Source organism: Staphylococcus sp. ZWU0021 (assembly GCF_000798895.1).
Taxonomy (GTDB): Bacteria; Bacillota; Bacilli; order Staphylococcales; family Staphylococcaceae; genus Staphylococcus; species Staphylococcus saprophyticus.
The window spans coordinates 91,384-116,477 of the sequence record NZ_JTLN01000034.1 but is presented as its reverse complement, the minus strand read 5'-3'; the positions used below and the strand labels follow the sequence as shown (position 1 = coordinate 116,477).

General features: G+C 35.9%; 18 protein-coding genes, 1 pseudogene and 1 other annotated feature. Of the genes and pseudogenes, 10 read left to right on the top strand and 9 right to left on the bottom strand.

Annotated features, from left to right (window positions below; genetic code table 11):
• Positions 1-37 precede the first annotated feature (37 nt).
• The 4 genes from L987_RS12610 to L987_RS12595 all read right to left on the bottom strand — a co-directional run bounded on the left by L987_RS12610 (position 38) and on the right by L987_RS12595 (position 4,259).
• The gene (locus L987_RS12610; protein ID WP_002484343.1) at positions 38-766 is read right to left on the bottom strand and encodes a phosphoadenylyl-sulfate reductase; all 729 of its coding nucleotides are present in this window, start codon (positions 764-766) and stop codon (positions 38-40) included.
• A 439-nt stretch (positions 767-1,205) separates the two neighbouring features.
• Complete coding sequence (locus L987_RS12605; protein ID WP_047505153.1) at positions 1,206-2,351, bottom strand: globin domain-containing protein; 1,146 nt, start codon at positions 2,349-2,351, stop codon at positions 1,206-1,208.
• A gap of 282 nt (positions 2,352-2,633) precedes the next feature.
• Positions 2,634-3,389 carry an HAD hydrolase family protein gene (locus tag L987_RS12600; protein ID WP_047505150.1) on the bottom strand — a complete coding sequence of 252 codons (756 nt, stop codon included), beginning with the start codon at positions 3,387-3,389 and terminating at the stop codon, positions 2,634-2,636.
• A 21-nt stretch (positions 3,390-3,410) separates the two neighbouring features.
• Positions 3,411-4,259 (bottom strand): ParB/RepB/Spo0J family partition protein, encoded by an 849-nt coding sequence (locus L987_RS12595; RefSeq protein WP_011304002.1) that lies wholly within the window; start codon positions 4,257-4,259, stop codon positions 3,411-3,413.
• Between the two features lie 182 nt (positions 4,260-4,441).
• Positions 4,442-4,811, top strand: a binding site (T-box leader).
• Positions 4,812-4,873: 62 nt separating this feature from the next.
• Here L987_RS12595 and L987_RS12590 point away from each other — a divergent pair.
• From L987_RS12590 to L987_RS12545, 10 genes and pseudogenes are all read left to right on the top strand, one after another.
• Positions 4,874-5,977: a PLP-dependent transferase gene (locus tag L987_RS12590; RefSeq protein ID WP_002484347.1), complete on the top strand. Its 1,104-nt coding sequence runs from the start codon at positions 4,874-4,876 to the stop codon at positions 5,975-5,977.
• Positions 5,974-7,149, top strand: coding sequence for a cystathionine beta-lyase MetC (gene metC / locus L987_RS12585; RefSeq protein WP_002484348.1), 1,176 nt, complete (start codon positions 5,974-5,976; stop codon positions 7,147-7,149). The genes L987_RS12590 and metC overlap by 4 nt, the downstream gene beginning before the upstream one ends.
• Positions 7,103-8,944 (top strand): bifunctional homocysteine S-methyltransferase/methylenetetrahydrofolate reductase, encoded by a 1,842-nt coding sequence (locus tag L987_RS12580; RefSeq protein WP_047505146.1) that lies wholly within the window; start codon positions 7,103-7,105, stop codon positions 8,942-8,944. The genes metC and L987_RS12580 overlap by 47 nt, the downstream gene beginning before the upstream one ends.
• Positions 8,938-11,184 (top strand): 5-methyltetrahydropteroyltriglutamate--homocysteine S-methyltransferase, encoded by a 2,247-nt coding sequence (gene metE / locus L987_RS12575; protein WP_156105220.1) that lies wholly within the window; start codon positions 8,938-8,940, stop codon positions 11,182-11,184. The genes L987_RS12580 and metE overlap by 7 nt, the downstream gene beginning before the upstream one ends.
• A gap of 24 nt (positions 11,185-11,208) precedes the next feature.
• Positions 11,209-11,948: pseudogene (locus L987_RS12570) on the top strand (cyclase family protein).
• A gap of 332 nt (positions 11,949-12,280) precedes the next feature.
• The gene (locus tag L987_RS12565) at positions 12,281-14,158 is read left to right on the top strand and encodes an assimilatory sulfite reductase (NADPH) flavoprotein subunit (RefSeq protein ID WP_047505140.1); all 1,878 of its coding nucleotides are present in this window, start codon (positions 12,281-12,283) and stop codon (positions 14,156-14,158) included.
• A 48-nt stretch (positions 14,159-14,206) separates the two neighbouring features.
• Entirely contained in the window at positions 14,207-15,274 is a 1,068-nt protein-coding gene (locus L987_RS12560; RefSeq protein ID WP_047505138.1) for a WD40/YVTN/BNR-like repeat-containing protein, read from the top strand.
• 191 nt (positions 15,275-15,465) lie between these two features.
• Complete coding sequence (locus tag L987_RS12555) at positions 15,466-15,906, top strand: LytTR family DNA-binding domain-containing protein (RefSeq protein WP_047505135.1); 441 nt, start codon at positions 15,466-15,468, stop codon at positions 15,904-15,906.
• On the top strand, positions 15,903-16,361 hold the full coding sequence (locus tag L987_RS12550) for a DUF3021 domain-containing protein (protein WP_011304009.1): 459 nt from the start codon (positions 15,903-15,905) through the stop codon (positions 16,359-16,361). The genes L987_RS12555 and L987_RS12550 overlap by 4 nt, the downstream gene beginning before the upstream one ends.
• Positions 16,362-16,367: 6 nt before the next feature.
• Positions 16,368-16,832: a DUF4188 domain-containing protein gene (locus tag L987_RS12545; protein WP_047505133.1), complete on the top strand. Its 465-nt coding sequence runs from the start codon at positions 16,368-16,370 to the stop codon at positions 16,830-16,832.
• Between the two features lie 250 nt (positions 16,833-17,082).
• On the opposite strand, the gene L987_RS12540 is transcribed toward L987_RS12545, so the two are convergent.
• From L987_RS12540 to fadX, 5 genes are all read right to left on the bottom strand, one after another.
• Positions 17,083-18,267 (bottom strand): thiolase family protein, encoded by a 1,185-nt coding sequence (locus L987_RS12540; protein ID WP_011304011.1) that lies wholly within the window; start codon positions 18,265-18,267, stop codon positions 17,083-17,085.
• Positions 18,268-18,298: 31 nt separating this feature from the next.
• A complete protein-coding gene (gene fadB, locus L987_RS12535; protein ID WP_047505131.1) occupies positions 18,299-20,557 on the bottom strand; it encodes a 3-hydroxyacyl-CoA dehydrogenase/crotonase FadB in 2,259 nt (752 codons plus the stop codon).
• A gap of 58 nt (positions 20,558-20,615) precedes the next feature.
• Positions 20,616-21,824: an acyl-CoA dehydrogenase FadE gene (gene fadE, locus L987_RS12530; protein ID WP_011304013.1), complete on the bottom strand. Its 1,209-nt coding sequence runs from the start codon at positions 21,822-21,824 to the stop codon at positions 20,616-20,618.
• A gap of 90 nt (positions 21,825-21,914) precedes the next feature.
• Complete coding sequence (fadD, locus tag L987_RS12525; RefSeq protein ID WP_047505128.1) at positions 21,915-23,441, bottom strand: long-chain-fatty-acid--CoA ligase FadD; 1,527 nt, start codon at positions 23,439-23,441, stop codon at positions 21,915-21,917.
• A gap of 17 nt (positions 23,442-23,458) precedes the next feature.
• A complete protein-coding gene (fadX, locus tag L987_RS12520) occupies positions 23,459-25,033 on the bottom strand; it encodes a fatty acid degradation protein FadX (RefSeq protein ID WP_047505126.1) in 1,575 nt (524 codons plus the stop codon).
• Positions 25,034-25,094 lie beyond the last annotated feature (61 nt).

The window sequence follows — 25,094 nt, the reverse complement described above, 5'->3', positions numbered from 1 at the left end:
ACTAGGTTATTAGTGTAAAAAAAAGAATCTACTTAATTTATGGTTTATTCGTCGTATGTAGACCACATTCCGTCTTAGTAGAATTCGTCCATCTACCTGCTCTTGAATCACCATTACCAGAAACGGCCTCAGTACATGGAATACAACCAATACTTGGAAAATTGAAATCATGTAGTTCGTTATAATGTAAATCATGCGCTTTAATATAATCCCACACATCATCCCAAGTCCAATGAATCAGAGGACACACTTTTACTGATTTGAATCGTTCATCTTTATTAATAAAATTAGTTGCCTGTCGACTCGGTGATTGTTCTCTTCTTAAACCTGAAACCCAAGCTGTCGCCCCAGATAGCACTTCTTCAAGCGGTTTAATTTTACGAATATAACAACATTGATTTGGATCTTGTTTCCATAAAGCTGGCGCAACTTGATCCGCTTGTTCTTCTAAAGTAAGACTCGGTTGTTTAAGCTTAATGTTTAATTCCGGATAACGTGCTTTAACACGGTCTATCAAATCGTATGTCTCTTGAAAGTGGAGATTCGTATCTAAAAATACAATTTCCGCATCTTTCTTCACACTAGAAATTAAATCAATTAAAATCATGCCTTCTGCACCGAAACTACATGAATAAATAATAGAATCACCATATACATCGTAAGCCCATCTAATCACTTCACGTGCACCTTTAGTTTCATCAGTGATATCCAGTGTTTCAAAAGCGTGTGGATTGAAATCATCATACGTAATTTTTGTTTCTGACATTAACGGGTCCACCCCTTTTCTTCTAATGTACGCTTACTTAAATTCAAGTTATACTTCGTTTTTTGAATTATTTGAAAATAATTATGCTACACACTTTACTCATTGAAATTTTTTATGTCAAGTTTGTGTTTATTAAAATAATTATATTAATTTTTTGACAAAATACACCATTGAAACCGCTTTAAAAAGCGAAGTTAAAACGTTTTATAATAATTATTTTCACACAATAGTCATAATAATCTAGTTACTTTCAAATCGCCCTAAAGCCTATGGTTATCATGTTTTAAATTTTTTTAAAAATTTTTTAAATTTTAATAATAATTCTAATCTAGAAACAAAAAGCGCAGGTATATAACATCAAATATTTAATTTGATGTTATATACCTGCGTTGCAAAAATGATTAAATCTCTAATACCTTAAATCTTTAATCCTTTTATATTATACTGAAAAACTGAGTCTTGGTATAAATGTTTCAAAATGAACATGATTCATAGAAATACCTAATGTTTGTAATTCAGCAATCATTGCTTTTAAGAATGAGTTACCGCCACACACATAGATCTCCGTCTCATTGTCCACATATTGACGCAGTTGTTCTGATTCGATAAAACCATCTTCATCACGAAAATGAATATCAAACTGGGCATGGTCTGATTGATTTGCAATTGTAGTTAATTTTTCTTCAAAAGCAACATTTTGTGCGTTAGATGTTGATTGTAAGAAAATAGCTGGTGTACCTATGTTAACGGCTTCATTAAACATTGAGACAAGCGGTGTAACCCCTACACCTGAACCCAAAAATAATTGTTTGTTTTCTATATTTTCTAATTTAAATCCACCTACTGGTGCAGATATATTTAAAATGTCACCTTCAGTTACTTCATCGTGTAACACAGTAGAAACTTCACCTTCGTGCGTTTCAGTAACATCTCTTCTTACACCAAATGTTAAGTAACTTTCATCTCCATCAACTATGGAATAGTGTCTTTTTGCACGATAAGGTAATTTTTCACTAGAAATATCTACAGTTATATATTGTCCTGGTATAAATTGACTTAAATCAATGCGATTTGATGTGACAGTAAATGATTTAATAAGTTCTGTCTCCTCAGTGATATTTGTAACTTCAAATGGTTTAAAACCTTCCCATGCCATTTGTTTATAAATATCTTTTTCTAAGCCAATAAAGGCATCAGCGATAGCTCCATAAGCTTTTATCCATGTTTGAATAATAGGATCATTATTTTCTAAACCTGTCACTTCTTGGATTGCCCAAATTAAATTTTCTCCAACAATATCATAATGTTCCGGTTGCACTTGTAAAGCACAATGTTTATAAACTACAGGCATTATTGCTGGTACGATAGGTGTTAAATCTTCAATGTTTTCCGCTGCTGCCAGTACTGCCATAGCAAGTGCTGATGATTGCAGTCCCTTTTTTTGATTTGTTTGGTTAAATACATTTTTTAATTCTGGATGCACTTCAAATAACCTTTTATAGAAAATTTTCGTAATAGTTTGTCCTTTTTCTTTAAGTAATGGCACTGTATCTCTAATTGTTTGAATTTCTCTTTCTGTTAACATATTATACCTCCTAATTACTTCTCACCACTATTATTGTACGAAATAATATAACTTACAATCATTAACAATTAATTCAAACATTTTCTAAATGCATAGTTCACAAAATGTTAACTAATTAAAAAAAGTATAAATTCAAATTCTTTGGTATGTATTGATTTGCTCACATTTTATAAATTGAAATCGTATATTGTATGATCTAAAACTTTAATCCACTATGATTAGTCAACTAAAACCACGCTAAAAAGTCTGTACTTCACTACTTTTTAGCGTGGTTTTTTATTCTTATTTTTCACTTAAGTATAAATCTTCTATGACTGTTGCTACGGATTCAGCATTATTTTGAATATACACATCATAAGCCTCAGAGCAGCCTGATGTGCCAGTCACATAAAAAGATTGTTGGGCATGGTTTAATAATTGCGTATCGTTCACATCATTTCCAAAAGCAATATAGTTTTGTGCACCAATCATGTACTTTAAGGTAGAGTGCTTATTAATGTTTATGGCTGTAATATCTATGCTATGATCCACTTCGTGTATATGGATTGATAATACATCCTCGTAACTTTGAAACCATTGTTTAAGTGCTTTAAATGTTTTTTCCTCAGTCGCGAATAGAATCACCTTAATTGGATGTTGAATATGAGCAACCTTCACATTCTTTGCTAAACCATCTGGATCTAATTGTCTATAAATTGGATGGCTTTCACTTACGTTAGCAGCATAGTCAAAATCTCCATCGATAATATATTTTAAATCATAATCGCTGATTAACTTCACAATCTTTTCAAATAAATCATTCGGGATATAAGCCATGGTTTGAATTTCTCCAACTTTTGAAATAATAGAGCCATTTCCACCAATGAGCCAATGATTACTGTAATCTCTAACAACTGGTAACAAATCACGTATAGGTCGTGCTGACGCAAATATGATATCGTGTTGCCGATTCAATTGCTGTATCACTTGATTTAACCGTGATTCTATAAATTTGCCATTAAAACAAATCGTGCCATCTATATCAAAAACAAATATCATAGTCATACCTCTTTTAAATTTTTATTCATCATGCTGATATTTAGCATTTAACTGATGAATTAATCGTTTAAATTCATCCTCTGATTTAAATTCAAACGTAATTTGGCCTTTTTTATTTTTAGTGGAAATAGCTACATTTGCACCATATTGCGCTTTAAGTTGACGTTCTTGTTGTCTAATAAACTTTGGTTTTGTTGCCTTTTGTGTAGCCTCTACTTTATCTTTATTATCACTATAATGTGTAGTGACATAATGTTCTAATTCTCTTACACTCCATGCCTCACGGGAAGCTTGTTTGGCAATTTGTTGCATTTTTTGTTTGTCCTTAACACTTAATAATGTGCGGCCATGAGCGCTTGATAACGCACCATCTCTCACCATATTTGAAACAGTCTGTGGCAAGTTTAATAAACGCAACATATTCGCAATGTAAGGTCTAGATTTACTTAGACGTTGCGCAACATCTTGCTGCGTTAAATTTAAGTCATCCATCAATTTACGATAACTTTCCGCTTCTTCAATTGCATTTAAATCCTCACGCTGTAAATTTTCAATGATTGCAAGTTCCATCATATCTTCATCCGTAAGTGATTTAACAATCGCAGGTATTTCAGTCAATCCCGCAATTGTTGCAGCACGAAATCGCCTTTCGCCGACAACGATATGATAGCCAGAAATCGTTTTTCTCAAAACGATGGGTTGTAATATGCCGTGAAGTTTAATTGATTTGGCAAGATCATTTAATCGTTCCTCATCAAATGTTTTACGTGGTTGATATGGATTTGCCTTAACAGTAGTCATAGCTATTTTTTGAATATTTTCGTTATCTTCTATGGTTAATTGCTCATCTTGATGATTTTCGATTGTCAAACACCTACTTTCTATTTTCTCTAGCTCGTTTAATTTGATTTATTATTAGATGTGCCTATTATATCATCACTCATCTACCAAAGAATATAGGACAAATAATTAGTTTAATCGAAATTTTCAGATAAGTTGTTGACAAAAGTAATTTTAATGTGTAATCTTGGGTATATCAAATTCGAAATAATAGAAACACAGTAACAAGGAAAGTAGAACTTACACTGCTGACACAGAGAGTCTTCGTAACGCTGAAAGAAGATACAGAAAGAAAGTTTGAAAATGGCCTTTGAGTGTTGATGCCAATATGAGGTATCAACGGGCGCGCCCGTTATAGCGCTACAGTATTAACATTTTGTTAAATGGCGTACTGGATTATTCCACACGTTATCTTCTCGTTAATACTCATTTTATTTATAGAATGGGTTTTTTATTTACGAAAAATGATAACACGATTCAGTCAACGTTACATATACAACAATTTAGCGTACTGGATAAGGTTACTTTAGTGATAATGTAACAAACAAAGGTGGTACCGCGAGCTAAGCTTTCGTCCTTTACATCCGAATTTTCGGGTTTAAAGGACGGGAGCTTTTTTTATTTTTACAAGGAGGTTAACAATTATGAAAAATACTGAACTAGCACAAATCGCATTGTCACATGATCATACAGGCGCCATAGCCAATCCAATTTACTTATCAACAGCATATCAACACCCACATCTCGGTGAGTCAACAGGATATGATTACACACGAACTAAGAACCCAACACGCTCAGCATTTGAAGAGGCATTTGCCAAATTGGAACACGGCACAGCTTCATTTGCAACATCAAGTGGCATGTCTGCTATTCAATTAATATGTAATCTGTTCAAATCTGGTGACGAAATATTGGTATCTTTCGATTTATATGGTGGTACCTTTAGACTTTTCGATTTTTATGAACAACAGTATGGTATCCATTTCAAATATGTTGACTTCCTCAATTATGAAGAAGTGGAACAAAGTATTACAGAACATACTAAAGCATTGTTCATTGAACCAATCTCAAACCCACAAATGATTGAAGTAGATGTAGACCCGTTCTATATCTTAAGCAAAAAATTTAATTTATTAACTATTATAGATAATACATTTTTAACACCATACCTTTCTACGCCATTAGAAGATGGTGCAGATATCGTCTTACATTCAGCTACAAAATATATTGGCGGACATAACGACGTACTTGCTGGTGTGGTAACCGTTAAAGATAATCAACTTGCAGAACAATTAGGACAGTTACACAACATGATTGGTGCTACTTTGTCACCATTCGATAGCTACCTACTCCAACGTGGTTTAAAGACACTCCATTTGAGAATGGATCGTTCAGAATATAATGCGAAATTACTCTCAGAACGATGTAGTGACTTAGAGGCCATCGACAAAGTGCTTTATAGCGGACGTACAGGTATGTTGAGTTTACGTTTAAATAAAGATTATAAAGTGGATAAATTCTTAGAACATTTAAACGTCTGTATTTTTGCAGAAAGTCTTGGTGGTACAGAAACATTTATCACATTTCCATATACACAAACACATGTAGATATGCCAGACGCAGAGAAAGACAAACGGGGCATCGATGAATATTTGATTAGGTTATCCATCGGTATCGAAGACTATGAAGATATCGAACAAGACATTATTCAAGCATTAGAAAAATCTAAACAAGGAGTGATTTCATGAGTTTATCAAAAGAAACTGAAGTAATATTCGATTCACATAGAGGTGTAGATTACGATTCTGCAAATCCTCCTTTATATGATTCTTCAACTTTCCATCAAAAAACGCTTGGCGGCGGTGCACAATATGATTATGCCAGAAGTGGTAATCCAAACCGTGCCTTATTAGAAGAAAAATTAGCTAAATTGGAAGGCGGAAGTCATGCCTTTGCATACGCATCAGGTATCGCAGCCATTTCAGCTGTGTTATTAACTTTAAATGCAGGTGATCATGTCATCTTACCTGATGATGTTTATGGAGGTACGTTTAGATTAACAGAACAAATTCTAACTCGTTTTAATATACAATTTTCAACTATTGATACGACGCATTTAAATGAAATTGAAGAGGCTATTCAAGATAATACTAAACTGATATATATTGAAACACCTTCTAATCCACTGTTTAAAATTACAGACATTAGAGGCGCAGCCGATATTGCTAAAAAACATCATCTCAAACTCGCCGTAGACAATACGTTTATGACACCACTAGGACAATCACCCTTAGCTCTAGGCGCTGATATTGTCGTGCATAGTGCTACCAAATTCTTAAGTGGACATACTGATATTATTGCAGGCGTAGCAATAACAAACGATCAAACGATTGCCGATGCATTATATTTATTACAAAACGGTACAGGTACTGCCCTATCTGCTCAAGATAGTTGGACACTGGCTAAACACTTAAAAACATTACCTGTACGTTTTAATCAATCAGTTGAAAACACTAAAAAACTTTATGAGTATCTAGCACAACGTGATGAAATTGCAGAAGTCTATTACCCTGGAAATAGCGATTTACATTTATCTCAAGCAAGTCATGGCGGTGCTGTATTAGGTTTCCGCTTAAAAGATGAGACAAAAGCGCAAGATTTTGTAGATGCCCTTTCCTTACCTTTAGTTTCCGTCAGCTTAGGTGGTGTTGAAACAATACTTTCACACCCTGCTACGATGTCACATGCAGCTGTACCTAAAGAAGTAAGAGAAGCCAGAAATATCACTTTTGGATTATTTAGATTAAGCGTTGGATTAGAAACTGCAGATGAATTAATCTCTGATCTAAATTATGCATTTAAGGAGGCCTTCAATGAGTCAACTACTCGACAAACTAAAGCACAACATATTAGTAGCTGATGGTGCGATTGGAACCATTCTATATTCAGAAGGTCTAGATACATGCCCAGAAGCCTATAATATTACACATCCAGATAAAGTGGCGCGCATTCATCGTTCTTATATAGACGCTGGTGCCGATATTATTCAAACCAATACGTATGGTGCTAATTTTGAAAAGTTAAAACCTTTTGGTCTTGAGCATAAAGTTAAAGACATTCACTACGCAGCAGTAGAAATTGCTAAACAAGCTGCAAACGACGACACCTTTATTTTAGGCACAGTAGGTGGATTCAGGGGTATCAAACAAGAAGATTTAGAATTATCATCGATTCAATATCATACAGAAATACAAATTGAGACATTAATCGATGCAGGTGTTGATGGCATTCTATTTGAAACATATTACGATTTAGAAGAGCTTACAACCATTATCAAAGCTACTAAACGTAAATATGATATTCCGATTATTGCTCAACTCACGGCTTTAAATACAAACTATTTAAGAAATGGTACTGAAATCAATACAGCCTTGCAACAAGTTGTTAAGAGCGGTGCTGATATTGTTGGACTGAATTGTCATCACGGTCCCCACCATATGCAACAATCGTTTTCACATATTGAATTGCCCGATGGTGCTTATCTATCATGTTATCCAAACGCAAGCTTATTAGATATTGAAAATAGTCAATTTAAATATAGTGATAATGCAGCTTATTTTGGAAAAGTAGCTGAGCAACTCATCAATGAAGGCGTTCGTTTAATTGGCGGCTGTTGTGGCACGACACCTGAGCATATTCAATACATCAAATCATCGGTCTCAGATTTAAAACCGGTAAACCAAAAAAATGTCATTCCTATCGCTAAATATACGGGTCATTCGGAGAAACCAACACAAAAACAAAATCTAACATCAAAGGTTAAACACAGACCTACAATTATCGTTGAACTAGATACACCGAAACATCTTGACACAGACTTATTTTTCAGAAATATCAAAAAACTCGACGATGCCAAGATTGATGCCGTAACCTTAGCTGATAATTCGTTAGCCACAGTAAGAATCAGTAATGTTGCCGCAGCGAGTATCATTAAACAACAATATGACATCGAACCTTTAGTCCATATCACTTGTCGTGATCGCAATTTGATTGGCTTACAATCACATTTACTTGGCCTATCACTCTTAGGTATTAATGAAATTTTGACCATTACAGGTGATCCTTCAAAGATTGGGCACCTTCCAGGCGCAACCAATGTATACGATGTGAATTCTAAAGGGTTAACTGAAATTGCTTTACGCTTCAATCAAGGTATTAACACAGACGGTGATGCGCTGAAGACGCAGACGAACTTCAACATCGCAGGGGCATTTGATCCAAATGTAAGAAAATTAGACGGTGCTGTACGACGGTTAGAGAAAAAATTAGAAAGTGGTACCCACTACTTTATAACCCAACCGGTCTATAGCAAAGAGAAAATTAAAGAAGTCTATGAAGCAACCAAACATTTAGATGTGCCATTGTTTATTGGCATTATGCCTGTCACTAGTTATAACAACGCATTATTTTTACACAATGAAGTACCAGGCATTAAATTGTCAGAAGACATTCTCGAACAATTTGAAGCTGTTAAAGATGATAAAGCAAAAACAAAATCATTGAGCATTGAATTATCAAAAGCATTGATCGACACAGTGCATGAATATTTTAATGGCTTGTATTTAATTACACCATTCCAAAAGGTCGATTATACACTGGAACTTGCAAATTATTCAAAATCAATTACTTCAACTAAACAGGAGGCAATATTATGACAATTCAAACATCAAACTTAGGTTTTCCGAGATTAGGTAGAAAGAGAGAATGGAAAAAAGCCATCGAGGGCTACTGGGCAAATAAATATGATTTAGAAACATTACATCAACAATTAACAGATTTGCACAAAGAGAATTTATTACTACAAAAAAATTATAATTTATCTAGTATTCCGGTTGGCGACTTTTCTTTATATGACCATATTCTTGATACATCATTACTTTTCAATATCATTCCTGAACGTTTCCAAGGTAGAGATATCGATGATGACTTACTATTTGATATTGCCAGAGGTAACAAAGAAGATGTTGCAAGTGCCTTAATTAAATGGTTCAACACAAATTATCATTATATTGTACCTGAATGGGACAATGCTGAACCAAAATTAAATAAAAATGTATTATTAGAACGCTTTAACTATGCAAAATCATTAAACGTCAACGCACACCCTGTGATCGTTGGTCCAATTACGTTTGTTAAGTTATCTAAAGGTGGCGACCAATCATTTGAAGAAAAAGTACAAACATTATTGCCATTATATAAAGAAGTCTTACAATCACTCGTTGATGCAGGCGCAGAGTATATTCAAATTGATGAACCTGCACTTGTTACGGACGATAGCGTAGATTACGAAGACATCACAAAAACGGCATATAATTATTTTTCTGAAGCAAACTTAGGTGATTACCTAGTCGTTCAAACTTACTTTGAACGCGTAAACTTATCATTCTTAAACAGCCTACCAATCAGAGGTATCGGTCTAGATTTCGTACACGACCACGGCTTTAATCTTAAACAAATTGAAGACGGCCAATTTGATCGTACGAAGACACTCTATGCAGGTATTATTGATGGTCGTAATGTATGGGCTGCTGATATAGAAGCTAAAAAAGAGCTTATCGAAACATTACAAAATTATACAGATGACCTTGTCATTCAACCTTCATCTTCATTATTACACGTTCCAGTATCACTTGATGATGAAACACTTGATACTTCTATTGCAGAAGGATTAAGTTTTGCTACTGAAAAACTAGATGAACTCGATGCGTTAAAACGTTTATTCAACAAAGACGATGATCAAAAATACAATGAATTGAAAGCCCGCTATGAACGCTTTCAAAACCAATCATTTAAAAATCTTGAATACGACTTTGATAGCGTCAGAACTTCTAGACAATCAGCATTTAAAGAACGTAAAAAAGCACAAGACGCACGCCTAAATTTACCTGATTTACCAACAACTACGATTGGTTCATTCCCACAATCTCAAGAAGTACGTAAATACCGTGCTGATTGGAAAAATAACCGTATCACTGATGAAGCATATAAAACATTTCTAAAAAATGAAATTGCACGTTGGATAAAAATTCAAGAAGATATCGGTTTAGATGTTCTGGTACATGGTGAATTTGAACGTAACGACATGGTAGAGTTCTTTGGTGAAAAACTTCAAGGTTTCCTAGTTACAAAATATGGCTGGGTACAATCATACGGTTCACGTGCGGTTAAACCACCTGTTATTTATGGTGATGTTAAATGGACAGAGCCACTTACTGTCAAAGAAACATTATACGCACAAAGTTTAACTGATAAACCAGTTAAAGGTATGCTTACTGGTCCTGTCACTATTTTAAACTGGTCATTTGAACGTGTTGACTTACCACGTGAAGAGGTTCAAGACCAAATTGCATTAGCAATTAATGAAGAAGTATTAGCGCTTGAAAGTGAAGGTATTCAAATCATACAAGTTGATGAGCCAGCATTAAGAGAAGGCTTACCACTTCGTTCAGAATACCATGCAGACTATCTAGATAAAGCCGTTCGTTCATTCAAACTCTCAACATCTTCAGTCGCTGATGAAACACAAATTCACACGCATATGTGCTATTCTCAATTCGGTCAAATTATTCATGCAATCTATGATTTAGATGCGGATGTTATTTCTATTGAAACTTCTCGTAGCCATGGTGATTTGATTCAAGATTTTGAAGATATTACTTATGATTTAGGTATTGGTTTAGGTGTATACGATATTCACAGTCCAAGAATTCCAACTGAATCAGAAATTACAGCTGCAATTAACAGAGCATTACAAGAAATAGATCGTTCATTATTCTGGGTAAATCCAGATTGCGGTTTGAAGACGCGTAAAGAAGATGAAGTTAAAGAAGCCTTAAGTGTGTTAGTTAATTCTGTCGATAAATTACGTAAATCAACAAATCCAGCAACTGTTTAAAATTAACTTAAATAGGTGATGCGTATGAGTTATCCTTTATGGAAGCAATTAGAAGAATTAAAATCAGCAACGTGGGTCGATTTGACCCACACTTTTGATGAAACCATACCGTGTTTTAGCGAATTTGAACGGGCCAAGTGTCGACACTATTCAATGTCGCAGACGACGGATTCTATGTTCAAAATTGGAATGTTGTGAGTCAGTATGGTACCCATATTGATGCACCGATTCATTTTGTGGAACATACGCGCTATTTACATGAATTAAATTTAAAAGAACTTGCCCTACCACTCGTTGTTTTAGATTTTTCACAAAGCGTTAAAGCAAATTCGGATTTCATCTTAACACGTCGACACATTGAACAATGGGAAGCTGATAACGGCCCTATTGAGCAAGGCACCTTTGTTGCATTTAGAAGTGATTGGTCTAAACGTTGGCCCAACATTGAAGCTTTCGAGAATAAAGATGATGCTGGTGCGCTCCATTTACCTGGATGGGGACTAGACGCATTAAAGTATTTATTTGAAGAGCGCCATGTGAAAGCCATCGGTCATGAAACATTTGATACCGATGCCTCTATCGATGTCGCAAAAAACGGTGACATTATTGGTGAGCGTTATGTATTAGGTCAAGATACTTTCCAAGTATAACTACTGACAAATCTTGATCAACTCCCAAGTCGAGGGGCAATTATTTACACAATCAGTCCTAAGCCTAAAGATGCGCCAGGTTTCCCTGTACGCGCATTTGCTATAAAACCTTAAACATATATTCGTATACGACAACATCGTATTTCGTTTATTACTATTAAAACCTAGCCATTATATTAAAAATTAAGAACTTGAGCACTTCTTAATTTACGATTCTCCTTTAAAATATATAACATGCCCGCATCATTATCGATATGATGTGGGCATATTTAAGTGTACTGGATATATGAGCTGTATAGGTCATTAGTTTGATTTTCAAATAAATGATAATTCCTATCATTTAAAATGATTCAATCAATGTTATAATTCAATAAAATTCAATATAGTTTATCATAGGGCAAATGCACCTATTTTCTATATAAATATAATCAATAGAGGTGACATCCGTGCAACTGAACCAAACCAACACCCCTTTTAATGAGGAGCAATTGGCACTTATCAATCAACTACTACCTATGTTAACACCTGAACAACAACATTGGTTAAGTGGTTATCTACTCAATCCAGCAACAACTTCAGTGTCAGATAACAAAACGGACATACAAGAAAATGAGGCTGGTATTACCGAAACAGAAACTAGCACTTCTACTGACCAGTCCGTGTCAGAACCTGTATCAGCTTCAACAGAACCACTAGACGTGCATGTACTATATGGTACTGAAACTGGTAATGCTGAAGAAATTGCTGAAACATTTGAAACAAAACTCAAATCCCAGAACTTAAATGTCCATCTCTGGGATATGGATGATTTTCCGAGAGATTCATTACCTGAGGTTGAACACCTTTTTATTATTTGTTCAACACAAGGCGTTGGCGAACCACCTATCAATGCGTTAGATTTATATGATTACCTTCACGGTGATGATGCGCCACAATTAGATCAAGTCAACTTTGCGGTACTAGCGCTTGGTGACCAAGATTTTCCTGATTTTTGCCAAGCTGGTAAAGACTTTGATCATATCTTAGGTCAACTCGGTGCGAATAGAGTGGCAGATAGAGTGGATTGCGACTTTGATTATGAAGAGACAGCTGAACAATGGATTACCAACATGATTGAGCTATTAACACAAGCCTCATCCAATACAAATGAAGAGACGCCTAGCGTTGAAAATGAGGACGTCACAATAGAAGAACCTCAAGCACCTTATTCAAAATCTAATCCTTTTCAAGCAGAAGTACTGAAAAATACCATTCTTACACAACCAGAAGCTTCTCGAGAAGTAAGACACCTTGAAATATCACTTGAAGGTTATCGTGAGGCCTATGAACCCGGTGATAGCTTAGTCGTTATCCCACAAAACGATCCTGTACTCGTGAACCAACTCATCGATGCACTTAATTGGGATGCTGAAACACCTATTCAAATGAACGACAGTGATTCAATGCGTTCGCTTAAAGAGGCTTTAACACATGATTTTGAAATTGCAAAATTAACGCCTGTGCTGATGAAAAATGCTGCAGAATTATTAGGTAATCCCATGTTAAATGCTAATATTCAAAAATCGGAATGGGTCCAAAACTATATTTACGGTAAAGATGTCATTGATTTAATTAGAGATTTTACGCCTGTTGCGCTTGAACCCAACATGCTACCACAACTGTTAAGAAAATTACCGCCACGAGAATATTCAATTGCAAGTAGTAACAAGGTAAATCCTAATAGTGTACACATTACTGTACGTGTTGTGAAATACGAAGCACATCGTCGTGAACGCTTTGGTGTTTGTTCTGTCCAATTAGCAGATCGTACGTCTGTTGGGGATAAGCTACCTGTATACTTGAAAAAGAATCCAAATTTCAAATTTCCATATGACACAGAAACACCTGTCATCATGATTGGTGCAGGTACAGGCATTGCGCCTTATCGTGCTTATCTTCAAGAAAGAGCTTATCTCAATCTTAAAGGTGAGCAATGGTTGATTTTTGGCAATCAAAATTATCATCATGATTTTCTTTATAAAGATGATTTGGAACAATGGCTCGAAGAAGGTGTATTAAGCAAATTAGACTTAGCCTTCTCAAGAGAAACTGAAAATAAAATTTACGTCCAACACCGCATCGAAGAAAATAGTGCTGAATTCTATAAATGGATTCAGGCAGGTGCCACAATTTACCTGTGTGGTAATAAAGATGAGATGGCAAGCGGTGTACACGAATCATTAATTAAAGTACTCATCAAAGAAGGTAACTTGGATGAAACTGAAGCCGAAGCCTATTTGACAGAAATGATTAAAAATCAACGTTACCAACGTGATGTATATTAAGTACATCACAAATAGACTTCAAAAAATGATAAAAAAGAGGCTAATCTGATGAGTCAATTCATAGCAACATATGCAAATACACTATTATTAGTTAAACAAGTTAATGGTCGTTTTCATATAGAAAAGAAACTAGAAGGAATGAACCCCACCGCCATCGCTCAGGATCCATTCAATCCTGACATATTATATTGTGGCACGTTTGATCGCGGTTTGTGGAAAAGCGTGGACAAAGGCGATTCATGGTTACCTATTGGCACACGCTTTACGTATAATAGTCCTTTTAAAAAGCAAGACATTCCTATGACATCCATTACTGCAGTCTCAGTCATAGATACAGGTAACAATACTGGTGCGGTATTAGTAGGTACAGAACCAAGTGCACTCTTTATTTCCTATGATCAAGGTGACTCATTTGAATTACTGACAGATTTCGCACATATTCCTGGAAAAGAACAATGGTTTTTCCCTCCAAGACCGCACACACATCACGTTAAATGGTTAGATAACAATCATCGCTCGCCCAATATCATTTCTCTTACAATTGAGGCTGGTGGTTTGATTCAATCTACAGATTCTGGACAACATTGGGAAGTACCGCAAACGGATCATGCGCCTATCGATATTCACGTACTCAAAAGTCATGACGAGCATCCCAACAAATTATATGGCGTTCTCGGAGATGCCTTTTTAAATGGTGGTAGAGATACCTTTATTGAAAGTGATGACTACGGTAAAACATGGACAACATTTATAGATGGCATTGAGCATAGATATGGTTATGGCTTGGCAATCAATTCAAATAATGCTGAGAATATCGTCATCTCAACATCAAATTCGCCAATGAATGCCCATAGTTATGAAAGTCATACATTTTCAACCATTTATGCTATTGATAAATCACAAGATAATGCCTGGATTGAAGCAACTGAAGGCTTACCTTCCACAAATGGCGCGCTTATCTCCGCTGTCACTGAAAGAGATGGTATTTTTTATATTGCGAATAATAAAGGTATCTTCTCTTCCGACAATGGTGGTAAAAGTTGGCATCCTTTGAACATAACATGGCCAAATGAATTAACAGAGCAACATGTTTATCAATTGATCACTTTAGACTAAGTAATGTTAGTATAGATGATATAAGTAAACACCCAAAAGATTGTATGATAAATTCAATCTTTTGGGTGTTTTTATTTACACGTTTTTACCCTTAATCGCGCCACTTAGCTTCATATAGAAGCCACTTGCCTGTTCTATATAGTATTACAATCAAAAATTTGTTTTACTTAATGTAAGGGGAGGGACTGAACATGAAAGTAAAGGTTGTTTATGATCAAACATTAGACGAAGATGAAATCATACTATACACGCGTAAAGATGCCAACAATTTATCAGATATTATCAACTCAATTCAACAATTATCTCAAAATATATTATTTCCCGGAAAATACAACGAAACCATCTATTATCTTAAACCACAAGATATCATTTGTTTTCGGATAGAAAATAAGATATTAAATGTTATCACCGCTCAACGTCAATATACGATGAATCAACGTTTATACGAAATAAAAGCACAGCTTAATCATAGCTTTCTACAAATTTCAAAATCTGAAATCATCAATGTGAACTTCATTGATTATCTAACATTAAATAAAAATGGCACGATTGAAATTCGTTTTACTGATCAATCATTTACGTACTCTTCTAGAAGATACTTACCATTAATTAAGGAGGCTTTAAAGCTATGAAACGATTCTTTCACGGTGTAACCATTGGTATTACGATTGGCGTCTTTGTCTCTTTAATATTTTCAACACTATTTGCGCACCACCAATTTCATCCAGTTTCTCCAGAATCAACGATGGGTAGCATTTACTTTGCACATTTAACTGAATTACAAATTATGTTTATTGCTGTTGTGATATGGGCATTAATCGGTATCACATTCAGTTATGGCGCGCTTATCTTTTCGAATTCACGAAAGACATTATGGTTTAAAACATTAACTCACTTTAGTTTAATGCTCATCATCATGTTCCCACTGGCTATATTAGCTGGATGGTTTCCTCTTAAACTTTCAGCAATCATACTATTTGTGGTCATTTATACAATTGTTTATTTTATCATTTGGGGTATTGAAACAAGACGTAATCAACAAGATATAGACGAAATTAATACCATGCTCTCAAAACGGAAGGGATGATTTGATATGAATCAAGGTCGTTATACTGTACTACCTAATGAATCGGTCACTGTATTTTTGATTGGCCTTCACATCAACAAGTGGTATAAAGTCCATCACTGGTTGCCTGTACTTTTAGCTATGCCACCAATGCTCTCGGAATTATCAAAGGATAAATCACTCGGTTGTTTATCTTATGAAATGTTGTTTAAATATCGTGGTGTTATGATCGTTCAATATTGGGAAACAAACGAAAAATTGCTTAGTTATGCAAAAATGCCTGTACATTTAAAAGCTTGGCGCAAATTCTCGAAAAAATTAATGCATAATGAAGCCGTTGGTTTTTACCATGAAACATATAATGTAGATTCCCATCAATATGAAAATATTTATATCAATATGCCTGATTTCGGTCTCGGCAAAGCACTCGGTAATGAACCTGTAAGCAAAGCCACACATACTGAAAAACAACGACTAAAAAAACATACTTAACGCGTATTTTAAATCAAACGATATCATAATCATAGAGTTGAAGTTGAAATGTCAAAGGCATACGTACTGTCACAATAACAATCATTTATTACGAGATAGTTATAGCATCTTTTACTGAAATTCATAAATGTCATTCGCATAAAAAGAAAACGACAATTTCCATTACTGCAGAAATTGTCGTTTTTATTTTGAAATGTTTATATCACAAATATTTTATTTATTGTTATAACTTCATTTACTAATCCATGTGTTATCTCACATATTCAAAAATTCCAGCTGCGCCCATACCTACACCGATACACATGGTAACCATACCGTATCGTGTTTCTGGGCGTTTCTTCATTTCAGACAATAAGCGCCCTACTAACATCGCACCTGTAGCACCAAGTGGATGTCCAAGTGCAATGGCACCGCCATTTACATTCGTCTTCTCAGCATCTAATCCCACTTCTCTCATAGAAGCCAATGTTTGAGAAGCGAATGCTTCATTTAATTCTACTAAATCAATATCATTAACGTCTAAGTTAGCTTGTTCCAATACTTCTGGAATCGCATATGCTGGACCGATACCCATCAATTTAGGATCTACCCCTACTGCTTTAAATCCAACAAAGCGTGCAATAGGTTCTACGCCTAGCTCCTTCACTTTGTCACCAGACATCACAACGACAAAACCTGAGCCATCTGTTAATGGGGCCGAGGAGCCTGCCGTCACTGTACCGTCAGCCTTAAATACGGTTGGTAATTTAGCTAAAGTTTCTTTATTTGTATCTGGTCTAATGAGTTCATCTTCTTTAAATACTGCTTTACTAACAACAGGTCCATTGTCATCATATGTTACTTGATTGACTTCAATAGGTATAATTTCATCATCAAATTTACCAGATTGTTGCGCTTCTGCTGCGCGTTGATGACTTTGAACTGCATATGCGTCTTGATCTTCTCTAGAAACATGATATGTTTCTGCTACCATTTCCGCTGTAAGTCCCATCGGGTATGAAACGCCTGAATCTTCATCTTGAAGAATCGGATTATTCGTTGGTTCATTACCACCCATTGGCACAGCGCTCATCAATTCAATACCACCTGCGACAATAACATCTGCCTGATCGGCAATAATTTGATTTGCTGCATGTGCAATAGTTTGAAGTCCTGATGAGCAATAACGATTGACCGTTTGACCTGGTACTTCATTCGGTAGACCTGCTAGCAAAGCAATGGTTCTAGCGATATTTTGTCCTTGTAAACCTTCTGGGAATGAATTCCCTACAATGACATCTTCAACCATACTCGGTTCAAACGAACCACCGACTCTTTCTAATACACCTTTTAATACTTTTGCAGCAACCTCATCTGGTCTTTCATGTGCCATAGCACCATTTTTAGCTTTGCCAGCTGCTGAACGTCCGTAAGCTACTATATATGCGTCTCGCATTTAAATTCACCCTTCCTGTACTGATTCATAATTAGTTGCGTAGTGGTTTACCAGTTTCTAAGATATGAGAAATTCTGTCATATGTTTTTTTGTTTTGTAACAATTCTAAAAATCTCTCTTTTTCAAGCTTTTGCAAATATCTTTGATTGATATATGTGTTACGAGGAATATCTCCACCGCCTAATACTTCAGCCACTTTCAACGTAATCTCGTAATCATAGTCACTAATGAAATGACCTATACGCTGCGCATCCAACTGTCCTTCTGCCAGCGCTTTAAAGTCTTTGCCTAAACCAATATACTGTGCTTTTGGTGTTGGAATATAATTTGTTTGCGATTCATAACGCGCTCGGTTTAAAGCAACTTCGACACGTTTTTCTGTATTTAAAATAATTGTATCTGTATTTCTTAAATAACCATATCTAACCGCTTCATATGCGTTAGTTGATACTTTGGCAAAGCCGATTTGCATGAGTATATCAGTAATTGATTTTTGTTTGTCATCATTTTTATGGTTTGTGCGAAGAATTCTATCTGATAACTCTGCAAGTCCGCCACCTGCAGGTAATAATCCGACACCTGTCTCAACTAGACCAATATATGATTCACTGGCAGCAACAACAATCGGTGAATGTAGTACAAGTTCACAGCCACCACCAAGCGCTTTACCTTGTACAGCTGTAACAATCGGTTTAAGCGCATATTTTAATCTTGCAAAGACATGATGCAGTTGCTCAACGGCTGCACCGACTTCTTCTACAACGCGTCCTTCTTCATGTGCTTGTTTCATTTGGAATAAGTTTGCACCGACACTGAAATTAAATCCACCTGCGTAAATCACCATGCTACTATAGTCTTCACGCTCTAATGTATCGATAGCTTCAAGTAAGTCATCAAGGAAGCTATTTGAAATAACATTATTCTTACTTTGTAGTTTTAGTAATAATTGATCTTTATTTGCTACAGACAGATTAGAATCTGATCTATCCCATAGTTCTTGATCAATATATTCCGCTACGGGCGTAATGCGCTCGATAGTCTCACCTTTCGCATAAAATGATTCATTGCGTTGCTCTATCCAATCAGGTAACTGTCCTACCTCTTCTTTCATACGTGCTTTCACACGTTCGAAACCCATTAAATCCCATAATTGGAATGGACCTTGTTTCCAGTTAAAGCCCCATACAAGCGCTCTATCAATGTCTTTGAAAGATTCTGCCGCTTTAGGTACATTAATTGCTGAATAATAGAAGTTATTTCTTAGCGTCTCCCATAAAAACACACCAGCATCATCTTGTGCATTAAAAATGACATCTAAATTTTTAGCTAAATCTTTGCCGAATTGACCTAATATTTCTAAATGTGGTTTCTGTGGCTCAACATAATCATTTTGTTTAGGATCAAAGACGTAACGCTTTTTGTTTACCTTTTTATAGAATCCTTGTTTTGTTTTATTGCCGAGTGCACCTTTTTCTGCAAGTTTTTCGGATAGTTTCACATCATGGAAGAATGGTTGTTCTTCAGGTATTTGTTGTAGTCCTTTAATAACTGCAATCGCGATATCAAGACCTACCAAATCTGATAAACCATAAGTTCCCATTTTTGGACGCCCGATACTGCGACCTGTCAGTGCATCTACTTCTGTGATTGAAAATCCTTGTACTTCTGCGCGATACATAATGTCGTTCATTGTTTGTGTACCAACACGGTTCGCTACAAATCCAGGTACATCGTTAGCAACAATAACACCTTTACCTAACACGTCTTCAGCAAAACGTTGCACGCGATCGACAACCGATTTCGAAGTCTTGCTATTAGGAATCACTTCAACTAATTTCATGATGCGTGGTGGATTAAAGAAATGCATTCCGAAAAATCTTTCTTTGTCACTATCTTCAAAGACATCTGCAATTGATTCGATTGGAATACCTGACGTATTCGTGGCAAATATTGCTTCGTCTTTAGCCACGTCTTTCACTTTGTTCCAAATTTGATGTTTGATATCAACTTCTTCTTTTACTGCTTCAATATAGATATCTGCATCGTCTTCCCCTGCTAAATCCTCATTAAAATTACCGTACGTCAGGTTAGAGGCAAATGATAAATCGAATAATTGTGGACGTTTAGGATTTGTGATAATTTCATATGCTTTTTTTGAAATTTTATTTGGTTCGTTCTCGTCAATCACAATATCTAGTAATTTTACTTTTAATCCTGCGTTGACTAGTAGCGCAGCAATTTGACTCCCCATTGTTCCTGCACCTAACACCGTTGCTTTTCTTATTGTCATACTAAACCCTCCAAATTTAATGTTCTGAATTAATGCGTTATATCAATGCGTTCATCTATTAGATAAACGCGGAATCACCTGTCAATGCACGGCCTATGACAAGTGCGTTAATTTCATGTGTACCTTCATATGTGTAGATAGCTTCTGCATCCGCAAAGAATCGGGCAATATCATACTCACCAGCTAGAATACCATTTCCGCCATGAACCCCTCTGCCCATCGCAACAGACTCTCTTAGACGTAAGGCATTCATCATCTTAGCTGTAGAAGTAGCCACTTCATCATATTCTCCATTTGCCTGCATGCGCGCCAATTGTGCACATGTTGCCATGGCTTGTGCAAGATTTCCTTGCATCATGGCTAATTTCTCTTGAATTAACTGGAATTTACTAATTTCTTTACCAAATTGTTTACGCTTCGTTACATAATCTGTTGTGGCTTTTAACGCACCTGCCATAGCGCCTGTCGCCATGTATGCAACGCCTGCACGTGTTGAGTAAAGTACTCGTGCAATATCTTTAAAGCTATTAATATTTTGTAGACGTTGTTCTTCTTTGACGACTACGTTGTTCAAATGAATATTTGTATTCGGTACGATACGTAAGGCAATTTTATTTTCAATCACATCGATTTCGACACCTTCTTGACTGGGTTCGATAATAAAGCCTTTAGGTTTGCCAGTTTCTACATCAACTGCATAGACTGGAATCACATCTGCTACATTGGCACCGCCAATCCATTTCTTCTGTCCATTGATAATCCATTTATCACCATCTCGTTTGGCAGTGGTTTCAAGACCGCCAGCAACATCAGAGCCATGTTCGGGTTCTGTTAATGCGAAACAGGTACGTAATTCATGTGATTGTAATTTCGGTAAATAGTAAGCTTGTTGTTCTTTACTGCCTCCAAACCAAAATGAATTATGACCGAGTCCTTGGTGTACACCGAGTAATGTTGCTAGAGATACATCAAATTTCGCTATTGTATACGACATAAAGAATTGGAATAATTGGCTAGGCGTTTTTTCACCTTCACGTCCCTCAAAAAGCAATGGATTTTGGAAGTAATTTAATTTTCCTAATTCCTCAAAATAGTCTTCAGGCTCAGTTGCATTTAACCAATGTTCATTAACAGAATCACGATATTTTTCTTCTAACATATCGTTAAGTTGTTTTAATAATTTCACTTCTCCTTCCGTTAAATCTTTTGCGATACTTAAAATATCTTCTGGGTATAATGCTTTGATTACTTCTTCTTTTGTTGGCATAATATAAACCTCCATTTATTATGATTGCGCTTACATTTACAGTTAAAAATTTTTCCAACTTTTAAATACATCCTGCTTCAAATCGACGGGTTATGTTAATTCGTCTTTACTTTGGTCTTGCTTTTGCGCTTTGTCATTCATATATTTTTGAATTTCTAATTTATCTGGTTTCGATGTTGAGTTTAATGGAATATGTGTTAATTTGAGATACAATCTCGGTATTTTATAACCCGCAATATGTTCTCGCATATGTGCATCTAATTTCTGTTCAAAATCTGGATCATCTTCTGTTAAAACAACTGCTGCTGAAACTGACTCCCCGTATTTCGGACTATCATAACCGACCACAACACCTTGAGCGACAAGTGGATGTTCTGATAGTACCCTTTCAACTTCGGAAGGGAGAACATTTTCACCGCCAGTAATAATCATCTCTTTGCGGCGATCCACTATATAAACATCTCCATCTTCATCTATCTTGGCTAAATCTCCTGTTAAGAAAAATTCACCACTAAATGCTTTGGCTGTTTCTTCTGGTTTATTCCAATAACCTGGCGTCACATTATTACCTCTAACGCCCAGTTCTCCAATTTCTCCAACTTGTGCTTCTTCAAAATTATCATCGAAGATACGGATATCTGTGAACATCACGGGTTGCCCAATACTCGCTGGTTTACGTTCGTTATTCGCTGCTGTATTGACGCTGACAAGTGGTGCCTCTGTTAAACCATAACCTGTAATAATAGGAATTCCCAAGCTCACAAATTTTTTCTGTACAGTTGGTAAAGGCGCTGCCCCCCCTTGTATGAGGAATTCAATATTGGCAAAGTTCTTTAAATCAAAGTTGTCAGCAGCCAACATGGCGTAGTACATCGTTGGGATTTGAATTAAGAAATTCGGTTGATATTGAGCCATTAAATCATTTAATGATTCACCGTTAAAGTACCGTTGTAATACCAATGTTCCACCTGCCATTAATAATGGAATCGTTAAGTCATTAAATCCTAGTACATGAAACATCGGTGTTGAAATAATGGTTGTATAGGATGCGTATACTTTGTATGTCAATGCTGTGTTAATTGGATTATTTACAAATGAATCATAAGAGAACATCACGCCTTTTGGTAATCCTGTCGTACCACTCGTGTACATTAAAGATGCTAAATCATCACCTTCAACACTAACCGTTGTAAAAGGACGATGATGGGTTGGATCAACGATATCATCATATGTCTTAGAATCAATATCCATATGAATCAGTTCATCTGCGATGCCTTCTAAACTTGATAAATGCTTTGCTGAATAAAATATTAATTTCACATCAGAATCAGCAATCACGCTTTCAATTTCCTGTGTCTTTAATCGCCAATTAATGGGCAAATACACAGCGCCTAGTTTGAATGAAGCAAACAATAGGTCTAATAACGCAACATCATTTGGTGAAAAAATACCAACAACATCACCACGTTGAACCCCTTGTTCTTGTAGATAATTCGCCAAGTTCTCTGCTCTAATATTTAAATCTTGATATGTCCATTCTGTACCTTTGAATGGATCAATGACCGCTGCTTTTGGTTCGTCAAACGTTGCTCTTGTTTTAATCCAGTCGTAGTTCATATTTTTCTCCCCCTTATTTAAATACGATAATCCGACTTAATTGCTTGAGCCAATCCTCCCCAGTGCGCTTGATAGATATCACTGTGTGTTAGCTTGATATCATCAGAAAGAATCGGTCTAAAAGCCATGTTGGCTAAAATATCTTGTTCTAAATCTAAACCTGGTGCAATCTCAATAAGTTTTAAACCCTTGTGCGTTAGTTCAAATACTGCACGTTCCGTTACGAAGTAGACCTCTTGATTAAATTTAATTGCATTTTCAGCATTGAAATCCATACTACCCACTTTATCCACAAATTTTGTAGCGCGTCCTTGCGCTTCTACAGTTACTTTATTATTTTCGTATGATAGTTGACCCCCAACAACCATCGCTCCTGAAAATACAATTGTCTTTACTGTCTGACTAATATCTATAAAACCACCGCAGCCGTTCATTTTTTCTCCAAACTTAGACACATTGACATTACCCATCTGATCAACTTCAGCAAAGCTTAAATAGGCAACATCCAAGCCATTGTTATAGATAAAATCCCAAGTCATATCATGTCTCATTCGTGCACTCAAGTTGTAATTCATACCAAAGTGTTCTCGACTACTGATTAATCCACCAAATACGCCCGTATCAATATTAGGCTGAACTAAATGATTGACTTGTTCTTCCGATAAGACATTAGATAATTCATTATTTATGCCAAAACCAATACTGATTACGTCACCCTCTAATAAAAATTGAGCCGCACGTCTCAAAATCACTTTACGGGTACCTAATGCTATATATGGTTCTCGCATTTCTGTAATTTGATAATGTCCTGATAGTGCTGGATCATATTGCGTTTGCATCACTTGCCTATGCAGTTTAGGATTCGTGTTTACGACAACATAATCGACCAGTTTTCCTGGAATAAATACATCATTGGGATTAAAGTTACCATTTTGAACAACTGCTTTAACTTGTACAATCACTTTTCCGCGATTATTATGTGTTGCTAATGCTAAGCTATATCCTTCACCAAGATGTGCTTCATGTGTCATGTATATGTTGCCATCCATGTCCGCATATGTACCTCTTAATAGCGCAATATCTATGTCTGGAAAGTCATACTGTAAATATGTCTGATGATTAATTTCAATCAACGATACTAAATCTTCGGTCGTGCGCTCATTGACTTTACCACCTGTATACCTAGGATCTACATTGGTGTTCAGGCCAATTTTAGATATGGTACCTGGTGATGCTTGCGTCTTACTTCTGTAATGTGTGGTAATCACGCCTTGAGGTAAGTAATACGCTTCGATCTCGTTATTGCGCATTGCATTGATTGTTGCCGGTGACGCTGTGATGATACTTGTGATTAATCGCTTAATCATACCCCTTGTTGTAAACGCATCTAAGTCATAGCTATCGCCACGATAATCACTAATATCATTTGCTAACATAAATGTAAAATCTGTAAACGATTGATCTTCATCATTATATTCGACTAACGTTTTGAGTATCTCAGCTGGTAAATTAGCCGTTGATAAGGCTGCCAGAGCTATAACATCACCTTTATTAATGATGCTTGTCAATTTTGAAAATGGAATAATTTTCATATAGGTGTCTCCTATCTTTATTTAATCCAATCTGTTATAAGCTTTCCCCTTTAAAAAGCGC